The organism is Stutzerimonas xanthomarina DSM 18231 (assembly GCF_900129835.1).
GTDB lineage: Bacteria > Pseudomonadota > Gammaproteobacteria > Pseudomonadales > Pseudomonadaceae > Stutzerimonas > Stutzerimonas xanthomarina.
The window spans coordinates 87,654-106,824 of sequence record NZ_FQXA01000005.1 but is presented as its reverse complement, the minus strand read 5'-3'; the positions used below and the strand labels follow the sequence as shown (position 1 = coordinate 106,824).

The following is a 19,171-nucleotide window of genomic DNA, read 5'->3' as shown; positions in this document are numbered from 1 at the left end:
AAGACACCGCTGGCTACTGATCAGATCCGGCGCGCGTAGCGCTTGAGCATGCTCGGGACATCCAGAATCAAGGCGATACGACCGTCGCCGGTGATAGTCGCACCGGACATTCCCGGAGTGCCCTGCAGCATCTTGCCCAGCGGCTTGATTACCACCTCCTCCTGCCCAACCAGCTGATCGACGACGAAGCCGATACTCTGATTGCCGACGTTGAGGATCACCACGTGCCCTTCACGCTGCTCTTCGAGCTCGGCTCCGTGCACCAGCCAGCGCTTGAGATAGAACAACGGCAGCGCCTTGTCGCGGACAATCACGACCTCCTGACCATCAACCACGTTGGTGCGGGACAGGTCGAGGTGGAATATTTCGTTGACGCTGACCAGCGGGAAGGCGAACGCCTGGTTGGCGAGCATCACCATCAGGGTCGGCATGATTGCCAGCGTCAACGGCACCTTGATCACGACGCGCGAGCCCTGGCCTTTGCTGGAAAAGACATTGACCGTGCCGTTAAGCTGCGAAATCTTGGTCTTGACCACATCCATGCCGACGCCGCGGCCGGACACATCGGAGATTTCGGTCTTGGTCGAGAAGCCCGGCGCAAAGATCAGATTGTAGGATTCCAGGTCGCTCAGGCGATCGGCTGCGTCCTTATCGAGCAAGCCCTTCTCAACCGCCTTGGCGCGCAGGACGTCCGCATCCATGCCTTTGCCGTCATCGGTGATCAGCAGCAGGATATGGTCGCCTTCCTGCTCGGCGGAAAGCACCACCTTGCCGGTCCGCGGCTTACCGGCAGCTTCGCGCTCTTCCGGTGTTTCGATGCCGTGGTCCACCGCGTTTCGCACCAAGTGGACCAGCGGATCGGCCAGCGCTTCCACAAGGTTCTTGTCCAGATCGGTTTCTTCGCCGACCAGCTCCAGATTGATTTCTTTTTTGAGGCTGCGCGCCAGGTCGCGAACCAGACGCGGGAAGCGGCCAAAGACCTTCTTGATCGGCTGCATGCGCGTTTTCATCACCGCGCTCTGCAGGTCGGCAGTCACCACATCGAGGTTGGACACGGCCTTGGCCATGGCCTCATCGGCACTGTTGGAGCCCAGGCGCACCAGGCGATTACGCACCAGCACCAGCTCACCCACCATGTTCATGATTTCATCGAGTCGCGCCGTATCGACTCGAACGGTTGTCTCCGCCTCGCTCGCGGGCTTCTCCGGTGCGGCGGCAGGCTTGGATGCAGGCTCCGCTTTCGCCGGAACAGCGGCTTTGCTTGCTACAGCGCTTGCAACTGACTTAGCTGGCGCAGCTTTCTTTTCCGCAGGCGCGGCAACCGGTGCAGGCTTAGCAGCGGGCGCCACTGCAGCTGCGGCTGGAGCGGCTGCGTCGGGCTCAAATTTCCCTTTGCCATGCAACTGGTCCAGCAGCGCTTCGAATTCGTCGTCGCTGATATTCTCACCACCTGCGGCTACAGGCTTGGCAACCGCCTCAGCAGGTGCAGCTGCCACTGGCTCGGCGAACTGGCCTTTGCCGTGCAGTTGATCGAGCAGTGCCTCGAACTCATCATCGGTGATCTCGTCGTTGGCAGACGGCTGCACGGCCGCAACCGGTGCAGCCGGGGTCGCGTCCTGTTCAGTCGCAAACTGACCCTTCCCGTGGAGCTGATCAAGCAGCGATTCGAACTCCTCGTCGGTGATTTCGTCTGCACCGCTGGAATTCGGGGTCTCGGCAGACTCGTCCAGCGCACCAAGAAACTGCTCGAATTCACTGTCGGCGGTTACCGCAGGCTCGGAGGCCGGCTCGACAGGTGCTTCGGCCACTGGCTCCTGCGCTCCGGCCGGCTCGGCCAAACGGGCCAGAGCTGCCAGCAGCTCAGGGGTCGCAGGGGTTACCTCGGTACGCTCACGCACCTGGCTAAACATTTCATTGACGGCATCCAGAGCCTGCAGCACGACATCCATCAATTCCGAGTCGACGCGACGTTCACCCTTGCGCAGGATGTCGAAGACGTTTTCGGCGATGTGGCAGCACTCCACCAGCTCATGCAGCTGGAGAAACCCGGCACCGCCTTTTACCGTATGGAAACCGCGAAAAATCGCATTGAGCAAGGCTGTGTCATCGGGGCTGCTTTCCAGCTCCACCAGCTGCTCTGACAATAGTTCGAGAATCTCGCCGGCCTCTACCAGGAAATCCTGGAGGATTTCTTCATCGGCGTCGAAGCTCATATTTAACTTCCCCTAAAAGCCCAGGCTCGAAAGCAGATCATCGACATCGTCCTGCCCGGAAACGACGTCTTCACGTATATCGGCATGCATCTGCGGACCTTCACCATTGGAAGGCTGTTTTTCTTGTTTTTTCATTTCCTGCTCGGCGCGCATCGCTTCGCGGTCATGCTGGATGCCCGCCACGCGGTCAACCTGGCCCGCCATCAGCACCAGATTAAGCAGGTTGCTTTCGAGTTCGGTAATGAGCCGGGTCACCCTTTTGATCACCTGACCGGTAAGGTCCTGGAAATCCTGGGCCAGCATGATTTCGCTAAGGTTCTGCGACAGCTGACTGCCATCGTTCATGCTGCGCTGGAGAAACTGATCGATGCGCTTGACCAGGTCGCGAAACTGTTCAGCATTCATATCGCGACGCATGAAGCGCTGCCAGTCGGCAGTCAGGCTCTGAGCTTCGTAGCTAACGTAATTCACCAGCGGTGCCGATTCTTCAACCAGGTCCATGGTGCGGTTGGCCGCTTTTTCGGTCATTTCCACCACATAGGACAACCGGTCCGTGGCGTCGGTAATTGGCGACGGGTCGCCCCCCGTCGCACAGGTGTCCATTTCGAGCTTGACGATGGCGTTGTGCAGCTCGCGGGTGAGCTTGCCAACCTCTCGATAAAGTCCGTTATTTCGCGCCTGATTGAGCTCGTTAAACATCTGCGTCGCTTCTTCGAAGCGGCCTTGTTGCAGACTTTCAATTAATTGGGGTGCATGAGCCTTCAGAGTCGCTTCGAACTCTGCCAGGCCTTGGTCTGCTTGCGTCATAGTGCCCTCGCGGCGGTACTGCTTCAGCCGTTGACGCGCTCGAAGATCTTCTCGATCTTTTCTTTGAGCACTTGAGCCGTGAATGGCTTGACCACGTATCCGTTAACGCCAGCCTGCGCGGCCTCGATGATCTGATCACGCTTCGCTTCGGCGGTGACCATCAACACCGGCAGGTGCTTGAGGCGCTCGTCGGCGCGCACGGCGCGCAGCAGATCGATGCCGCTCATGCCGGGCATGTTCCAGTCGGTGACGAGGAAATCGAAACTTCCGCTTTTCAGCATCGGCAGGGCAGTCGTGCCGTCGTCCGCTTCAGCGGTGTTGGTAAATCCCAGATCACGCAAAAGGTTCTTGATGATCCGTCTCATGGTCGAGAAGTCATCGACGATGAGGATTTTCATGTTCTTGTCCAAGTACACCTCCGTAAACCCGAATCCGAGACCTGCTCACGGTCTGTTTGCGGGCCTCATGAATGAAGCTCGTAAGCGGTCTCTAATGCTTTTGTTGCAAACCGGTCGTTAACGCGCGCGCCACTCGCCAAGACGAGCCCGCAGACGTGCCGCGCACTGACTGTGCAACTGGCTCACCCGCGATTCGCTGACGCCCAGCACCTGGCCAATTTCCTTCAAGTTCAACTCTTCGTCGTAATACAGCGAAAGCACCAACTTTTCACGTTCAGGCAGGTTACCGATGGCCTCAGCCAACGCCTGTTGAAAACGCTCGTCTTCAAGATCGCGGGACGGTTCCGGATGGGTGCTGGCAGCATCCTCCTCGAACTCCCCATGCTCGCCTTCGGTCAGCAAGTCATCGAAGCTGAACAGGCGGCTGCCCAGGGTGTCGCCCAGAATGCCGTAGTACTCATCGAGACTCAATTTAAGTTCGGCCGCAACGTCCTGATCTTTAGCGTCGCGCCCGGTTCTGGCCTCAATTACCCGAATCGCCTCACTGACCATGCGCGAATTCCGGTGTACCGAACGCGGCGCCCAGTCACCTTTGCGCACCTCGTCGAGCATGGCGCCGCGTATGCGAATACCCGCATAGGTCTCGAAACTCGCACCCTTACCAGCGTCATATTTCTTTGACGCCTCCAGCAAACCGATCATGCCGGCCTGCATCAGATCGTCGACCTGAACACTCGCCGGCAACCGCGCCAGAAGGTGATAAGCGATGCGCTTGACCAGCGGCGCGTACTGATCGATGAGTTGGTACTGCGAGTCTTTAGCCTGAGCTTTGCTGTAATACATACCGGATCCAGCCGCTATTGTTCGTTAGGCTCTGCGGCGGGCCTGACCAGGCGCTCCACAAAGAACTCCAGATGACCGCGCGGCGTCGCCGGCAAAGGCCAGGTATCGACCTTCTGCGCAATGGCCTTGAACGCCAGCGAGCATTTAGCCCGCGGGTAGGCCTCGTAGACAGCGCGCTGCTTTTGCACGGCCTTGCGCACCAACTCGTCGTACGGGATCGCGCCGACATATTGAAGCGCCACGTCGAGGAAGCGCTCAGTTACCTTGGTCAGCTTGGCGAACAGGTTGCGACCTTCCTGTGGCGCATGGGCCATGTTGGCCAGGACTCGGAAGCGGCTGATGCCGTAGTCGCGATTGAGCAACTTGATCAGCGCATAGGCATCGGTGATCGACGTGGGCTCGTCAGTCACCACCAGCAGCACTTCCTGTGCGGCGCGCACAAAGCTCACCACACCGTCACCAATACCCGCAGCGGTATCGATGATCAGCACATCAATGTCATCACCAATGTCGCTGAACGCCTGGATCAAGCCAGAATGTTGCAGCGTCGATAGCTGCACCATGCTCTGAGTGCCGGAAGCGGCCGGCACGATACGCACCCCGCCCGGCCCCTGAATCAGCACATCGCGCAGGTCGCATTCACCGGCAATGACATCGGCCAGGGTGCGCTTGGTCGTCAGGCCGAGTAGCACGTCGACGTTAGCCAGACCAAGGTCGGCGTCGAGCAATACCACTCGGCGCCCGAGATCAGCCAGGGCCAGCGCCAGATTGACCGACACGTTGGTCTTGCCGACGCCACCCTTGCCGCCGGTCACTGCAATAACCTGTACGGGATGCATACCCATTTTCACACGCCTATCTCTTGCTGGAGCCCTTGGGCCATCGATGCGTTCAGCCCGAACGCGTCTTCTTTGTGTGTCTCACGTAGCAAAGCGTTCATCCGACCTTCCGAGAACTGTTGTACAGATCGGAGAACATGTCAGCCATGGTTTCCTCGCTGGGATTCTCTTCCGATTGCAGACTCACCGCGCGACTGACCAACTGATGGCTGCGCGGGAGATGCAGATCGTCAGGGATGCGCGGCCCATCGGCAAGGTACGCGATGGGCAGATGCTGGCTGATGGTCAGGCCCAGCACATCACCCAGGCTCCCGGCTTCATCCAGTTTAGTCAGGATGCAGCCAGCCAGTCCGCACCGGCGGTAGTTGTGCCAAGTTGCCTTGAGCACCTGGCTCTGGCTGGTCGCCGGCAGGACCAGATAATTCTTCGCTTTAATGCCACGGTCCGCCAGTGCCTCGAGTTGCATCTTCATCATCGAGTCACCTGCCGGCAAGCCAGCGGTGTCGACAAGAATCAGCCGCTTACGGGCCAGTGGCGCAAGCGTTTTGCTCAGGGGTTGACTCGGGTCCAGCTGAACAACCGGGACATTGAGAATCCGCCCCAGCGTCTTCAGCTGTTCCTGAGCACCGATGCGGTAGTTGTCCATGCTCGCCAGCGCGATGCTTTGCGGACCGTGCTTGAGCACGTAGCGCGCGGCAAGCTTGGCCAGCGTAGTGGTCTTGCCGGCACCGGCCGGGCCGACCAACGCGATCACCCCGCCCTCTTCCAGCGGCTCGACCTTGGTCACCTTGATCGATTGCGCCAGATGCGCCAATAACATCCGCCAGGCCTGGCGTGGTTCCGATACGGTCGAAACTTTTTCCAGCAATGCGCGTGACAGCTCGGCAGGTAGGCCGATGCGCTGGAGGCGGCGCCACAGGCCAGCCTGTTGTGGACGGCGGCTCTGCTCCTGCCCCCAGGCAATCGAACCGAGCTGTACTTCGATCAATTCGCGCAGGCCCTGCAGCTCCGACTGCATCGCTTCGACCGCACGTGACTCGAACGACGGGCTAGTGGCGCCTGGGGTTGCCTGGGCAGCCGCAGAGGGCTTCTCGTCAAGCAGTTGGCGATCCTGACCGATCGACCCGCGTGCCGGGCCGCTCATTTCCGCATGAGCGCTGGCAAGACGCGCCTGAGTCTTGCGCAGCTCGGCTTCGAGGGCTGGGTTCGGCTGCTTCGCCGCCGCCGACTCCATCGGATAATCAAGCACAGCGGTCAACTCGACGCCGCCTGCGACCCGACGGTTTCCCGTGATCACGGCATCAGCGCCCAGCTCGTCACGAATCATCTTCATGGCGATACGCATGTCGGCTGCGAAGAAACGTTTGACCTGCATGGCCTGTAGCCCTCAGTTAATTCTGACCCACCGTTGAAACGATGGTGACCTGCTTGTTATCCGGTATTTCCTGATAGGCCAGGACATGAATGTTCGGTACGGCGAGCCGGGCAAATCGCGACAGCATTGCGCGGACCGGACCTGCCACCAGCAGAATCGCCGGCTTGCCTAACATTTCTTGACGCTGTGCCGCCTCTACCAGAGAACGTTGCAACTTTTCGGCCATTCCCGGCTCGAGGAGAATGCCATCTTCCGAGCCTTGCCCAGCCTTCTGAAGACTATTGAGCAATATCTGTTCCAACCTGGGTTCAAGAGTGATCACAGGCAGCTGCGGCTCAAGCCCGACAACGTTTTGCACGATTGCACGAGACAGCGCGACACGCACTGCCGCCACCATCGCGGCGGGATCTTGACTCTTGGCGGCAACGTTGGCGATGGCCTCGGCAATCGTACGGATGTCGCGCACCGGCACCTGCTCCTGCAGCAGCGCCTGCAATACCTTGAGCAACGTGGACAAGGAGATCATCCCTGGCACCAGCTCCTCGGCAAGCTTGGGCGAGCTCTTGGCCAACAACTGCAGAAGTTGCTGAACCTCCTCATGCCCGAGCAATTCATGGGCATGCTTGTGCAGGATCTGGTTGAGGTGCGTCGCCACCACGGTGCTGGCATCAACCACGGTGTAGCCGAGCGATTGCGCCTGATCGCGCTGACTGGCTTCAATCCATACCGCCTCCAGGCCGAAAGCCGGATCCTTGGCGGCGATGCCGTTGAGCGGGCCGAACACCTGGCCCGGGTTGATCGCCAATTCTCGATCCGGATACACCTCGGCTTCCGCCAGGCTGACGCCCATCAGCGTCAAGCGGTAGGCGTTGGGCAGCAGGTCGAGATTGTCACGAATGTGCACCGACGGCATCAGAAAGCCGAGATCCTGGGACAGCTTCTTGCGCACGCCCTTGATCCGGGCCAGCAGCTGTCCACCCTGATTGCGGTCAACCAAGGGGATCAGCCGGTAGCCGACTTCCAGGCCGACCATATCCACCGCGGTCACATCATCCCAGCCCAGTTCCTTGGTCTCGGCGGCCCGCTGGGCCGGAAGCATCTCCTGCTGCTTCTGGACATCCTGCTCGGCCTGTTGCGAGACCTGCTTCTGACGGTGCCAGATCCAATAGGCGCCACCTGCTGCCACCGCACCGAGGCCGAGAAACGACATGTGCGGCATGCCCGGCACCAGGCCCATGGCGATCATGATGCCCGCCGCCACCGCCAGCGCTTTGGGCGAGGCGAACATCTGCCGGTTGACCTGCTGCCCCATGTCCTCGGAACTGGTAACGCGGGTCACCATGATGGCAGCGGCCGTCGACAGCAACAGCGACGGGATCTGCGCAACGAGGCCGTCACCGATCGTCAGCAACGCGTAAACCTGCCCCGCCTCACTGAAGCTCATGCCGTGCTGCGCCATGCCGATGCCGACGCCGCCGATGAGGTTGATGAACAGAATCAGCAGGCCTGCAATGGCATCACCGCGAACGAATTTGCTCGCACCGTCCATCGAACCGTAAAAATCCGCCTCGGAGGCGACTTCGACCCGGCGCACTTTCGCTTCAGTTTGATCGATCAGGCCGGCGTTAAGGTCGGCGTCGATCGCCATCTGCTTGCCAGGCATGGCATCAAGGGTGAAGCGCGCGCTGACTTCGGAGATTCGCCCGGCACCCTTGGTGACCACGACGAAGTTGATGATCATCAGGATCGCGAATACGACGATGCCGACGACGTAGTTGCCGCCGATCACCACGTTGCCGAAGGCCTCGATCACATGGCCAGCCGCTGAGCCGCCCTCATGGCCATTGATCAGCACCACCCGCGTCGACGCCACGTTGAGCGCAAGACGCATCAGCGTGGCGACCAGCAGAATCGTCGGAAATACAGCGAAATCCAGTGGCCTCAGCGCGTAGACGCTGACCAGCAACACGACGATCGACAAGGCAATATTGAAGGTAAACAGCAGGTCCAGAAGGAACGGCGGCACCGACAACATCATCATGCCCATCATCACCAGCAACAGCAGTGGCACTCCGAGGTTGCCGCGCCCTGCGCCCGCTAGGCCATTGCCGAAATTGATGAGTTGCGAGCGATCCACGTAAACCCCGCCAGACAAGAACAAAGAATTGACGCAAAAACGCGCCCTGTCCGGGCTATAGCAAGAAGGGGTCCAGTTTTGGTCGAGCCTCGATACGACCACGCAAGGCCACGGCGGGCCAACCGAACGCGTCTGGGCCGAGACAGTCAGACACTCGACGGGGCGGTGTAACGCTGCCCCACTTAGTCAGTACAGGAGCGTGCTATGAAACAGTGGTTAATCGCTGCAATGGCCGGCTGCGCCGCAATGGGCGTGCAGGCCGAAACCCTTTCAGTAAACATGAACAAGGTCAACGACCAGGGCGTCGCCAGCGCCGTCGGCACCGTGAAGATCGAAACCACCGATCAGGGCCTGGTATTTCGTCCCGACCTGTCTGGCCTGAATGCCGGCGCGCATGGCTTTCACGTCCACGCCAATGGCAGCTGCCAGCCGGCAGAGAAAGATGGCAAGCCGGCAGCAGCGGTTGCGGCTGGCGGCCACTGGGATCCGAAGAACGCTGGCAAGCACGGCGAACCTTGGGGTGAAGGGCACATGGGTGATCTGCCGGTTCTGGTGGTTGATGCCGAAGGTAATGCCAACCAACCAGTCGTGGCGCCGCGCCTGAAAAGCCTGGGCGATCTCAAAGGTCACGCGCTGATGGTTCATGAAGGCGGCGACAATTATTCTGATGAACCCAAACCGCTCGGCGGTGGAGGCGCTCGGGTCGCCTGCGGCGTGATCGAGTAACGCGGCTTCAGGTTTCGTCGGGTTGCGCTTCTGCGACCCGGTTCAGATCCGCACTGGTGGGCTGAAGCCCACCCTACCGGGTGTAAGTCGAATGATGACCGTCGTAGGGTGGGCTTCAGCCCACCAGCCCGGTATGACGGCTCAACCCGCCAAGAAGATGAACACGGAGCCGACGGCGGACTAACCTACCGGACGGCTCCACGCCCAACGTTTCAAACCTCGAAGCATCAAACGTTATACAGAGAACGTTTTCCCTCGATCATTCATCACGGCGCAAGTCCGGTGGAATGGGCAGACTGCTCAACGGATCGGGCCGCTTGCCCTTGCCGGAGCGGTACTGGCGTAGCTGATACACGTACGCCAGTACCTGTGCCACAGCGAGGTACAGCCCCGCCGGAATCTCCCGGTCAAGCTCGGTCGAGTAGTACACCGCTCGCGCCAGAGCCGGGGATTCGAGCACTGTCACGTGATGCTCGTTGGCAATTTCGCGAATCTTCAGGGCGACAAAATCCCCACCCTTTGCCACCAGCATCGGCGCCCCGCCCTTGCTGCCGTCGTATTTGAGCGCCACGGCGAAGTGCGTCGGGTTGGTGATGACCACATCCGCCTCCGGGACCGCCTGCATCATCCGCCGCTGGGCCGCATCGCGCTGCAGCTGGCGAATCCGCGATTTAACCTCGGGCTTGCCCTCGCTGTCCTTGTACTCGTCGCGCACTTCCTGCTTGGTCATCATCAGCTTCTGCTTGTTGTCCCAGAGCTGAAAAGGCACGTCCACCGCAGCAATCAGGATCAAACCACAGGCCATCCACAGCGCACACCAGCCCACCACCTCGACACTGTGCATGATGGCTAGGTCCAGCGGCTGTTTGGCAATCGACAAGAGGTCGTCCTGATAGGCACCTAGCACCGCCAGCGCCACCAGTAACACTACGAGAAACTTGCCCAGCGCTTTCAGCAGCTCGACGAGGGCCTTGGTCGAGAACATCCGTTTCAGGCCGGGACCGGGGTTCATCCGGCTGAACTTGGGCGCCATCGCCTTGCCAGAAAACAGCCAGCCACCCAGCGAGATCGGGCCGATGATGGACACCACCAGCAGCACGATCAGCAACGGCATGATGGCTTCGAGCGCGATCATGCCGCTGCTCATCAGCAGTCGCACCATGGCGCCTTCGTCCAGCAGGGTTTCACGGCTGAGCTCGAAGCTGCCTTGCATGACGGCCATCAGGCTGCCAGCCAGGCTGCCACCAGACGCTAATAGACCGCCAATGCCACCCAGCGTCACCGCCACCGTATTCAGTTCACGGGAACGGGCCAGCTGGCCTTTTTCGCGCGACTCACGGATGCGTTTCTCCGTGGGCTCCTCGCTTTTATCGGCGCCGCTTTCGCTCTCAGCCATATTCGGCCTCCGCCAGCGTTAGGGAACAGATCAGCATCAGCGCAGGCCGATCAGTTCGCGCAGCATCGCCAGCGCTTCACTGACGAAGGTCTGGTACTGCGCAAGAATGTCGGCCATGCCGATCCAGACGATGATCAAACCAAGCACCAGCGTCAGCGGGAAACCGATCGAGAAAATATTCAACTGCGGCGCGGCGCGGGTCATCAGGCCGAAGGCGAGGTTAACCACCAGCAGCGCGGTGATCGCCGGCAGCACCAGCAGCAACCCGGCACCCAGCACCCAACCAAGCTTACCGGCCACCTCCCAGAAGTGGTTGGTGCCAACCAGCCAACCGCCAATGGGTAAGGTCACGAAGCTCTCGGTGAGGATTTCCAGCACCACCAAGTGCCCATTCATGGCGAAGAACAGCAGAATCACCAGCATATTGAAGAACTGGCCGATCACCGGCACCGAGACACCGTTGGCCGGGTCGACCATCGACGCGAAGCCAAGGCCCATCTGCATGGCAAGCAACTGCCCGGAGACGATGAATACCTGGAAGAACAGCTGAAGCACGAAGCCCAACATGACACCGATGAGGATCTGTTCGGCAATCAGCACCAGCGCCTGCCCGCTCAACGCCTCCACCACCGGCACCGCTGGCAACCCCGGGACGAGGACAACTGCAATCGCGACTGCCAGGTAAAGCCGAACCCGCATTGGCACCAACTGGGTGCCGATAATCGGCATGCTCATCAGCAGCGCCGCAATGCGAAACAACGGCAGCAGAAATTGCCCGACCCAGGCACCGATCTGAGCATCGCTGAGCTCAAGCATTGGCGCACCGCTTGCGAGAGTCTTCGATGATCATGACTAGCCGATGATCAGCGGAATGTTCTGGACCAGCCCCTGGGTGTACTCCATCAGCTCTCGAACCAGCCAAGGCCCGGCCCAGATCAGCGTCAGCAGCATGACCAACAAGCGCGGCAGAAAGCTCAAGGTTTGTTCGTTGATCTGAGTAGCCGCCTGGAACATCGCCACCACCAGGCCGACCAGTAGACTCGGCACGACCAGCACGCCAACAATCATGGCGGTCATCCAGAGGGCCTCACGAAACAGGTCAACCGCGACTTCGGGTGTCATGCGTGTCTCCGTATTGCCCTAAAGCGTGCCGAAACTGCTGGCGAGCGTGCCGATGATCAGTCCCCAGCCGTCAACCAGCACGAACAGCATGATCTTGAACGGCAACGAGATGATCAGCGGCGAGAGCATCATCATGCCCATAGCCATCAGCACGCTGGCGACCACCATGTCGATGATCAGAAACGGAATGAAGATCATGAAGCCGATCTGGAACGCGGTTTTCAGCTCGGAAGTCACGAATGCTGGGACCAGGATGGTTAGAGGCGCTGCGTCCGGCGTCTGGATATCGGTCCGGCGAGACAGCCGCACGAACAGCTCCAGGTCGCTCTCGCGAGTTTGCGCGAGCATGAAATTCTTCAACGGTACTTCGGCCCGTGCTATCGCATCCGGTGCAGACAGTTGCTCGTTCAGATATGGCTGCACCGCCTCGTTGTTAATCCGTTCGAACACTGGCGCCATGATGAACAGCGTCAGAAAGATGGTCAGGCCAACGAGGATCTGGTTCGACGGCGTCTGCTGCAGGCCCAATGCCTGACGCAGGATGGAAAAGACGATGATGATTCGGGTGAAGCTGGTCATCAGCATGACGAACGCCGGAATGAAGCTCAGCGCGGTCATGATCAGCAAGATCTGCAGACTGACGGAGTATTCCTGCTGGCCCTCGGCATCGGTGCTCAGCGTGATCGCCGGGATCGACAGCGGATTGTCGCCCTGCGCGATCAAACCACCGGCATCCTGGCCCACGGCGAACGGGGCGGCCAGGATCAGCACGGCCGCCAACAACAATCGAAGCATCAGAGCTTGTCCTTATGGTCCCGCCCGAGCAGCTCCATCAGGCGCTGGGCAAACTCCGGATTGGCAGGCTCGGCGTCCGGCAGATGTACCGGCTCCTCAAGCACATGCAGCGGTGTAATTCGACCGGCACTGAGGCCGAGCAGCACCTGCTCACTACCAACCTGCACCAGCACCAGCCGCTCACGGGGGCCGAGCGCATGGCTGGAAATCAGCTTGATCGCCTGGTTGCTGCGCGGATTCAACTGCTGCATACGACGCAGCAACCACGCCAGCAGGAAAATCAGCCCGATCACCAGCAGCAGGCCGAGCAGCAACTTGGTCATCTGCCCACCCATGCCGGTGCTGCTCATATTTGCAGCCGGCTCGGCAGCCATTACTGGCAAAGCCAGAAACACCGAGAGAAAGGCCAAGATCCGCATGTCAGCGTAGCTTCTTGATGCGTTCGCTCGGACTGATCACATCAGTCAAACGAATGCCGAACTTTTCGTTCACGACCACCACTTCGCCGTGCGCGATCAAGGTGCCGTTAACCAGTACATCGAGCGGCTCGCCGGCCAGGCGATCGAGTTCGACGACAGAGCCCTGATTGAGCTGCAGCAGGTTGCGGATACTGATTTCGGTACTGCCAACTTCCATCGAGATGGAAACCGGAATATCCAGAATGACGTCCAGGTTCGGCCCTTCCAGGCCAGCGGACACGGCGGCCGCCTTCGGACTGCTACCAAACTCTTCCAGCGGCGCGCGGGGTGGCGCGGGCGCCGTCGCCGGCCCCTGGTTCAGCAAGGCATCGATGTCATCCTGATTGGCGTCACCGGCTTCAGCCAGCGCCGAAGCCCACTCGTCGGCCAGCGCCTGCTCTTCAGCGGAAGTGTTTTCGTGTTCGTCTGCCATCGCTAATCCTCGACCGGCGGGTAATTGAATAAAGACTGAATCAACGTGGTCGCAGTACGGATTCGAGCACTTGCAACGCCAGGTTGCCCTTGTGCGCACCCAGCTTGACCTTGAACGCCGGCATGCCATTGGCGCGCATAATCATGTCTTCGGGCATTTCCACCGGGATCACATCACCCGGCTGCATGTTGAGAATCTCGCGCAACTTGAGCTGGCGCCGTACCACCGTCGCACTGAGCGGCACGCTCACATCGAGCACGTCTTCGCGCAATGCATTGACCCAGCGCTCATCCTGATCGCTGACGTCGGACTGGAAACCGGCATCGAGCATTTCGCGGATCGGCTCGATCATCGAGTACGGCATGGTGATGTGGAAATCGCCACCGCCGCTTTCCAGCTCGATATGGAACGTCGACACCACTACCACTTCGCTGGGGCTGACAATATTAGCCAACGCCGGATTTACTTCCGAATGTACGTACTCGAAGTTGACGTCGAGCACCGCGTGCCAGGCTTCCTTCAGATCGACGAATGCCTGATCCAGCACCATTCGCACAACACGCAGCTCGGTGGGTGTGAATTCACGCCCCTCAATCTTGGCGTGCCGACCGTCGCCGCCAAAAAAGTTATCGACTAGCTTGAACACCAGCTTGGCATCGAGGATGAACAGCGACGTGCCCCGCAGCGGCTTGATCTTCACAAGGTTGAGACTGGTCGGTACATACAGCGAATGTATGTACTCACCAAACTTCATCACCTGAACGCCACCGACAGAAACATCTGCCGAGCGACGCAGCAGGTTGAACATGCTGATGCGTGTGTAGCGGGCAAAACGTTCGTTGATCATCTCCAGGGTGGGCATGCGCCCCCGAACGATTCGGTCCTGGCTGGTCAGGTCGTAGCTCTTGATGCTGCCCGGTTCGGAATCGCTTTCGGTATCGACCAGACCGTCGTCGACTCCGTGCAGGAGCGCGTCGATCTCGTCTTGCGAGAGCAGGTCTTGAACAGCCATCTGAAACGACCCCTATTGCAATACGAAATTGGTGAACAGGACTTGCTCGATCGCGAGCTTCCCGATTTCCTTCTGCGCCAGCTCCTGAACACTGGCAGTCGCCTGCTGCCGCAGCATCTCTTGGCCGACAGGCGTCGCCAGGCTGGCAAAGTCCTGACTGGAGAACAACATCACCAGTTGATTGCGTAACAAGGGCATGTGTTCCTTCAATCCGTCGAGCGCTGTTTGATCCCGTGACATCAGCGCAACGCTGACTTGCATGTAACGCTGGCGGCCATTGGCATTGGTGAAGTTGACAATAAAAGCCGGCGCCAGCACTTCGTAGATCGCCGCTTGCCGCTGGGGCGCGGCATCAGTTTTGGCAGCCTCATCCGCGGGCTGTTCTGATTCGCCTCGAGACATGAAATACAAAGTAGCGCCCACCGACACCCCCACCGCCAACAGCAATCCCAGAACAATCATGATGATCAGTTTGAGCTTGCCCTTCCCTTCGGTCGCAGCCGCAGGACTCGGAACGTCCGGTGGTCCTTGTTTCTTCGCCATGCCAAATATCCGTCATCACAAGTGTTTTCACTCGCCTCACAACGATGCGAGCAACTGCTATGCCAAAGTATCGACCAGCGAACAGGCAGCGTAAACGATTGCCACACCGCATCGCTTTTTTGCAGACGAATAGATTGAATCGCGCGGTGCCGCAAGCAAAAAAAACCGGGCGCGAAGCCCGGTTCCGGTCAGTTGGTTACATTCACGCGTAGTAGTCCACCAGACCACGGTCACCACCGGCACGGCCGCCGCTGATTTCCATCGTGCCTTGGATAATCTCTTCTTCCCCCGCGGCCAACGCCCCGGCAACGCCACGGTTACGCGAATCGCCGCCGCTCTCGCCCTGCCAGCCGCGCGACTGGTCAGAAACGTTGACATCCATGGTCATGCCCTGCTGGGCAAAACTGTCACGCAATCGCTGCATCTGGCCTTCCAGCGCCTCGCGGACGTTCGCATGGGGACTCATGAAGGTCACCTGCGTCTGGTCTTTGTTCATGTCGATCCGAACCTCCATGCGCCCCAACTCAGCGGGATCAAGCTGGATCTCGGCCGACTTGAGGTTTTGGCTGGATAGCCACATCACCCGGTCTACTACCGCCTCACTCCAACCGGACTGCTGCATCTGGACCGGTTGGCCAGGCACCATTGGCGGTCTGTGTAGCTGCTGCATCTGGTTCTGCTGCGTGATCGCTTGAGTCAGTGGACTAAGCCGATTGATCGCCGCTTCGCTGGCGCTCGTGCGGCTTTCTTTGGGCGCTTCCAGCGTCTCGAGCAGCTCGGCGAAGCCTTCTTCCAACGAGCTTTCGTCGGCCTCGTCGACTAGCTCATCAGCCAACAGGCTCGTCGAGACTGCTTCCTGGGCGTCCAGTGTGGGGTCCGTTGGAACGAGGTTCGCTACAGGGCTCTTCTGAGCGGCGGATTGAATCTCCAGCGCCCGCTGCCCAGTTAGCACCGTTTCCTCCCCTTCGATATGTTCTGCAGCCGCCTGCGGCGGTGTCAGGCCTGCTAGAAATTCGCTGCCGGCCAGAGCCGACTCGGCGACCGGCTGTTCCGTGCCGGCTTCACCCTGGCCGCCCATGCCGAACAGCAGCAACGGGTCAAGCTCGGCCTCCGGGTTCGACACGCTGTCATCGGCCGTCTCGGTGCTGGTGGGCAAGTCATTGCCGGTCTCGGGCGCTATCGGCTGTTCGCTGCCGCTCGCCTTGTCGGTTTCCTGACTCGACTCCTCGCCAGCTGGCTTGTTTTGGGCTGGCTTCGCCGCCGCACTCTGCGCTTCGGCAGGCTTCCCCTGACGCTCTTTTGCGTAAACGTTGGCGAAGCTGGAAGCCTCGTCCCGACTGGATTGAGGAGCAGGCTTGGAGGAACTGCCCGCTGACTTGGCGGCAGTGGTCGGCGCCTTGATATTGAGCAACAGATCGGGGGAAACGGCCATGATCTTTCCGCTGAGGATGGGGACGTGCCCATGATCAAGCAAACTCCGGGCCAGTTAGTAGCGGACCGAAGTCCCGTCACAGCGTAGCGACCCGCAGCACGCCGGGGGGCACAGCTGACGATCAGCCAGGCCCGCCCCAACGCTGGCGTTCGGCGCGATAGAGAATGCGCACGATGGCAAATTCGCGTTCGATGCGCTCGATCAGCGCGGGTGTCTCATCGAGCTGATCGCGCCTGGCGGTTTCCTCCATCTCGCGACAAAGTTCTGCCAGCAGCGCGGCGCCCATGTTGCTGCAGCTGCCTTTGAAGCTGTGCGCGGCCTGCCGCAAGCTCTCTGCCTGGCCGCTCCGACAGGCCGCGTGCAACAGGCGCAGTCGCTCTTCCGAATCGACGAGGAAAGTATCCAGCAGCGCCGGATACTCCGCTTCCATTACGGCCTGTAGCGTTTCCAACACACTGCTGTCGAGATGCTCGGCCACGGAGTTACTCCCGGCTGTAAACGGCGAATTATGCATGACCGGACCAATGGAACTCCACGTTGAGTACCTTGCCGTCGGGCTGCCAATGAAAGCGTTCGCTCAACTGGCGAATCATGCGCAGGCCTCGCCCGCCCAGGCGCTCGCTGCAATATTGCTGATTCAGTGCACGCTGCACGTCGAACCCCGCTCCGCTGTCGCGGACAGCGATGCGCAGATACCCATTCGCCCCTTCAGACTTGACGGTCAGCTCGATGGACACGAAGCCTTCATCAAGCGCGTCCAGCCGTTGTTGGCGTTCCCGGTAATAGCTGGCGAAGCCTTCTGCGTCGCGCTTGATCGATGAATCGAGCGACAGCACGCCATGCTCCAAGGCGTTGGAGTAAAGCTCGGTCAGCACGGTAAAAATCGTGCCGATACGGTAGCGCAAAGGTGAGATCTGCAGCAGAAGCTGCATCGTCATGGGCAACGGGTCAGCCGTGCGCAGACTGTCGGGGCGCAGCTCGAAGCAGGTCGACCAGTCCCTCGGGCGCCGCTCTCGGCTTCCCAGAGGATAAGCATGAAGCGGATGAAGTGCTGCCGTGCCCGGCTCGATGAACATGCTGACTTCGACCAGGCTCAAATCGTCAAGTATTTGACCATGAAAGGTATGGAGTGCCTCCTGAATGTCGTCGAACAAGGTCGCCGGGTTGCCGTTGGCCTCCATCACGGCAAGCAACCGTTGCTCGCCGAACAGCTGATCGTCGGCGTTTCGGCTCTCCAGCAGCCCGTCCGATAGCAGTAGCAGGCGATCACCCGCCGCCAGCGGCAGCGTCTCAAAGCTGTCATCGAATGACGATGCTTCGCGCACCCCAAGCGGCAGATGCTTCGATCGTAACGGCAACCGCTCGTTGTCCGCTGCCTTGAGCAGATAACCGTCCGGCAATCCACCGTTCCATACGCGCAAAATTCCCTGCTCGAGGCTGATATCGAGAAAGGTGGCGCAGCAGAACATCTCGACCGGCAGGATCAACTTAAGCTTGGCGTTGATATCACGAAGGATCTGGTTGCTCGAATAGCCCTTGGCAGTCATTCCGTAAAAGGTTTCGGCCAGCGGCATGGCCCCGATCGCAGCCGGCAGTCCATGGCCCGTGAAGTCGCCGAGCAGCACGAACATCCTGCCGGCGGGTGCGTCGGCAGCCAGCAACAGATCGCCGTTGAACAGCGCACGCGGCGACTGCCGGTAACGGATATTGGGGGCGTTCAGGCAGCCGGCGTGGGCAACCTTGTCGAATATGGCCTTGGCCGCGCGCTGCTCGTCGAGCAATTGCTGATTGCGGTGCCCGATGAGATCACGCTGCTCCAACACCGTCGCCTGCAATCGCCGCAAGCGGTGCATGGCCTGGATCTTTGCTTCCAGAATTATCGGGTTGTAGGGCTTGGCGATGAAGTCATCGCCGCCCGCCTCCAAACAGCGAACCAGCGCTTCATTCTCGGTCAGCGAGGTGAGAAAGATGATCGGCACCAGTTCATTGCCAGCCAGCCGCTTGATCTGCTGTGCCGCTTCGAAGCCGTCCATCACCGGCATCAATGCATCCATCAATACCAGCTGTGGGCGCTCGCGCTCGAACAGTTCCACCGCTTCAGCGCCATTGGCGGCGGTCACCACATGATGGCCCTGCTGGCGGACGATAGCCGCCAACAGCATGCGATCAGCCGCACCATCCTCGGCAATGAGTATGGAGAGCCGGCGAGGCATCAGGCGATCGCGAACAGTTGTTCGAAGTTGGAAACCGAAAGGACTTTGCGAACATCCGAATTGCAGTTGATCAGGCGGATATCGGCCTTATCGCTGCCCGCATGATCACGCAGCAAGAGCAACATGCCAAGGGCAGAACTGTCGAGATAGGTCGCGCCGTTGAGGTCGACCACATAGCGTCGCGGCGAACTCCCGGCACACTGATAGGCATCGCGAAAGGCCTGATGAGTATTGAAATCAAAGCGCCCCTGAATCGTAATGGTCAGCTCCTGTCCATCGGCCGATAGCTGTGAACTGATGGTCATCTAGCACTCCTGATCCGAACGAGGTCGTAGCCTTTCGCCACGGCTGTCGTTATTGCTGGGTTGGTGATGGCCGCTGACTGGCGCCTTGTCCAGCGCCAGCAGCTTCAATTCCAGCCGCGCCGTT

At 59.9% G+C, this 19,171-nt stretch carries 20 protein-coding genes; 1 reads left to right on the top strand and 19 read right to left on the bottom strand.

What is annotated here, in order from left to right:
- Positions 1 to 20: 20 nt before the first annotated feature.
- The 7 genes from BUE09_RS13970 to flhA all read right to left on the bottom strand — a co-directional run bounded on the left by BUE09_RS13970 (position 21) and on the right by flhA (position 8,612).
- Complete coding sequence (locus BUE09_RS13970; RefSeq protein ID WP_073301532.1) at positions 21 to 2,213, bottom strand: chemotaxis protein CheA; 2,193 nt, start codon at positions 2,211 to 2,213, stop codon at positions 21 to 23.
- Between the two features lie 12 nt (positions 2,214 to 2,225).
- Complete coding sequence (locus BUE09_RS13965) at positions 2,226 to 3,020, bottom strand: protein phosphatase CheZ (RefSeq protein WP_073301531.1); 795 nt, start codon at positions 3,018 to 3,020, stop codon at positions 2,226 to 2,228.
- 23 nt (positions 3,021 to 3,043) lie between these two features.
- Positions 3,044 to 3,418, bottom strand: coding sequence for a chemotaxis response regulator CheY (locus BUE09_RS13960; RefSeq protein ID WP_172830728.1), 375 nt, complete (start codon positions 3,416 to 3,418; stop codon positions 3,044 to 3,046).
- Between the two features lie 117 nt (positions 3,419 to 3,535).
- Entirely contained in the window at positions 3,536 to 4,279 is a 744-nt protein-coding gene (gene fliA / locus BUE09_RS13955) for an RNA polymerase sigma factor FliA (protein WP_172830747.1), read from the bottom strand.
- A complete protein-coding gene (gene fleN / locus BUE09_RS13950) occupies positions 4,276 to 5,106 on the bottom strand; it encodes a flagellar synthesis regulator FleN (RefSeq protein WP_019340613.1) in 831 nt (276 codons plus the stop codon). Before fleN ends, fliA begins: the two co-directional genes overlap by 4 nt.
- 91 nt (positions 5,107 to 5,197) lie before the next feature.
- On the bottom strand, positions 5,198 to 6,475 hold the full coding sequence (gene flhF, locus BUE09_RS13945) for a flagellar biosynthesis GTPase FlhF (protein ID WP_073301530.1): 1,278 nt from the start codon (positions 6,473 to 6,475) through the stop codon (positions 5,198 to 5,200).
- Between the two features lie 16 nt (positions 6,476 to 6,491).
- Positions 6,492 to 8,612, bottom strand: coding sequence for a flagellar biosynthesis protein FlhA (gene flhA / locus BUE09_RS13940; protein WP_073301529.1), 2,121 nt, complete (start codon positions 8,610 to 8,612; stop codon positions 6,492 to 6,494).
- A gap of 204 nt (positions 8,613 to 8,816) precedes the next feature.
- On the opposite strand from flhA, the gene sodC reads away from it, so the two are divergent.
- Complete coding sequence (gene sodC, locus BUE09_RS13935; protein WP_073301528.1) at positions 8,817 to 9,338, top strand: superoxide dismutase family protein; 522 nt, start codon at positions 8,817 to 8,819, stop codon at positions 9,336 to 9,338.
- Positions 9,339 to 9,597: 259 nt separating this feature from the next.
- Here sodC and flhB read toward each other — a convergent pair whose 3' ends face one another.
- The 12 genes from flhB to BUE09_RS13875 all read right to left on the bottom strand — a co-directional run bounded on the left by flhB (position 9,598) and on the right by BUE09_RS13875 (position 19,047).
- A complete protein-coding gene (gene flhB / locus BUE09_RS13930) occupies positions 9,598 to 10,734 on the bottom strand; it encodes a flagellar biosynthesis protein FlhB (RefSeq protein ID WP_073301527.1) in 1,137 nt (378 codons plus the stop codon).
- A gap of 36 nt (positions 10,735 to 10,770) precedes the next feature.
- Positions 10,771 to 11,550 carry a flagellar biosynthetic protein FliR gene (gene fliR, locus BUE09_RS13925; protein WP_073301526.1) on the bottom strand — a complete coding sequence of 260 codons (780 nt, stop codon included), beginning with the start codon at positions 11,548 to 11,550 and terminating at the stop codon, positions 10,771 to 10,773.
- Between the two features lie 36 nt (positions 11,551 to 11,586).
- Positions 11,587 to 11,856, bottom strand: a complete 270-nt coding sequence (gene fliQ / locus BUE09_RS13920) for a flagellar biosynthesis protein FliQ (protein WP_045425749.1) — start codon at positions 11,854 to 11,856, stop codon at positions 11,587 to 11,589.
- 18 nt (positions 11,857 to 11,874) lie between these two features.
- On the bottom strand, positions 11,875 to 12,651 hold the full coding sequence (gene fliP / locus BUE09_RS13915) for a flagellar type III secretion system pore protein FliP (RefSeq protein WP_073301525.1): 777 nt from the start codon (positions 12,649 to 12,651) through the stop codon (positions 11,875 to 11,877).
- Positions 12,651 to 13,070: a flagellar biosynthetic protein FliO gene (gene fliO, locus BUE09_RS13910; RefSeq protein WP_073301524.1), complete on the bottom strand. Its 420-nt coding sequence runs from the start codon at positions 13,068 to 13,070 to the stop codon at positions 12,651 to 12,653. The genes fliP and fliO overlap by 1 nt, the downstream gene beginning before the upstream one ends.
- A gap of 1 nt (position 13,071) precedes the next feature.
- The gene (gene fliN / locus BUE09_RS13905; RefSeq protein WP_019340603.1) at positions 13,072 to 13,542 is read right to left on the bottom strand and encodes a flagellar motor switch protein FliN; all 471 of its coding nucleotides are present in this window, start codon (positions 13,540 to 13,542) and stop codon (positions 13,072 to 13,074) included.
- A gap of 40 nt (positions 13,543 to 13,582) precedes the next feature.
- A complete protein-coding gene (gene fliM / locus BUE09_RS13900) occupies positions 13,583 to 14,554 on the bottom strand; it encodes a flagellar motor switch protein FliM (protein WP_019340602.1) in 972 nt (323 codons plus the stop codon).
- Between the two features lie 12 nt (positions 14,555 to 14,566).
- Positions 14,567 to 15,097, bottom strand: a complete 531-nt coding sequence (gene fliL / locus BUE09_RS13895) for a flagellar basal body-associated protein FliL (RefSeq protein ID WP_073301523.1) — start codon at positions 15,095 to 15,097, stop codon at positions 14,567 to 14,569.
- A 202-nt stretch (positions 15,098 to 15,299) separates the two neighbouring features.
- Positions 15,300 to 16,529 (bottom strand): flagellar hook-length control protein FliK, encoded by a 1,230-nt coding sequence (locus tag BUE09_RS13890; protein WP_073301522.1) that lies wholly within the window; start codon positions 16,527 to 16,529, stop codon positions 15,300 to 15,302.
- 121 nt (positions 16,530 to 16,650) lie between these two features.
- Complete coding sequence (locus tag BUE09_RS13885) at positions 16,651 to 17,043, bottom strand: Hpt domain-containing protein (protein ID WP_073301521.1); 393 nt, start codon at positions 17,041 to 17,043, stop codon at positions 16,651 to 16,653.
- Entirely contained in the window at positions 17,036 to 18,742 is a 1,707-nt protein-coding gene (locus BUE09_RS13880) for a fused response regulator/phosphatase (RefSeq protein ID WP_073301520.1), read from the bottom strand. Before BUE09_RS13880 ends, BUE09_RS13885 begins: the two co-directional genes overlap by 8 nt.
- Positions 18,742 to 19,047: an STAS domain-containing protein gene (locus BUE09_RS13875; protein ID WP_073301519.1), complete on the bottom strand. Its 306-nt coding sequence runs from the start codon at positions 19,045 to 19,047 to the stop codon at positions 18,742 to 18,744. Before BUE09_RS13875 ends, BUE09_RS13880 begins: the two co-directional genes overlap by 1 nt.
- Positions 19,048 to 19,171 lie beyond the last annotated feature (124 nt).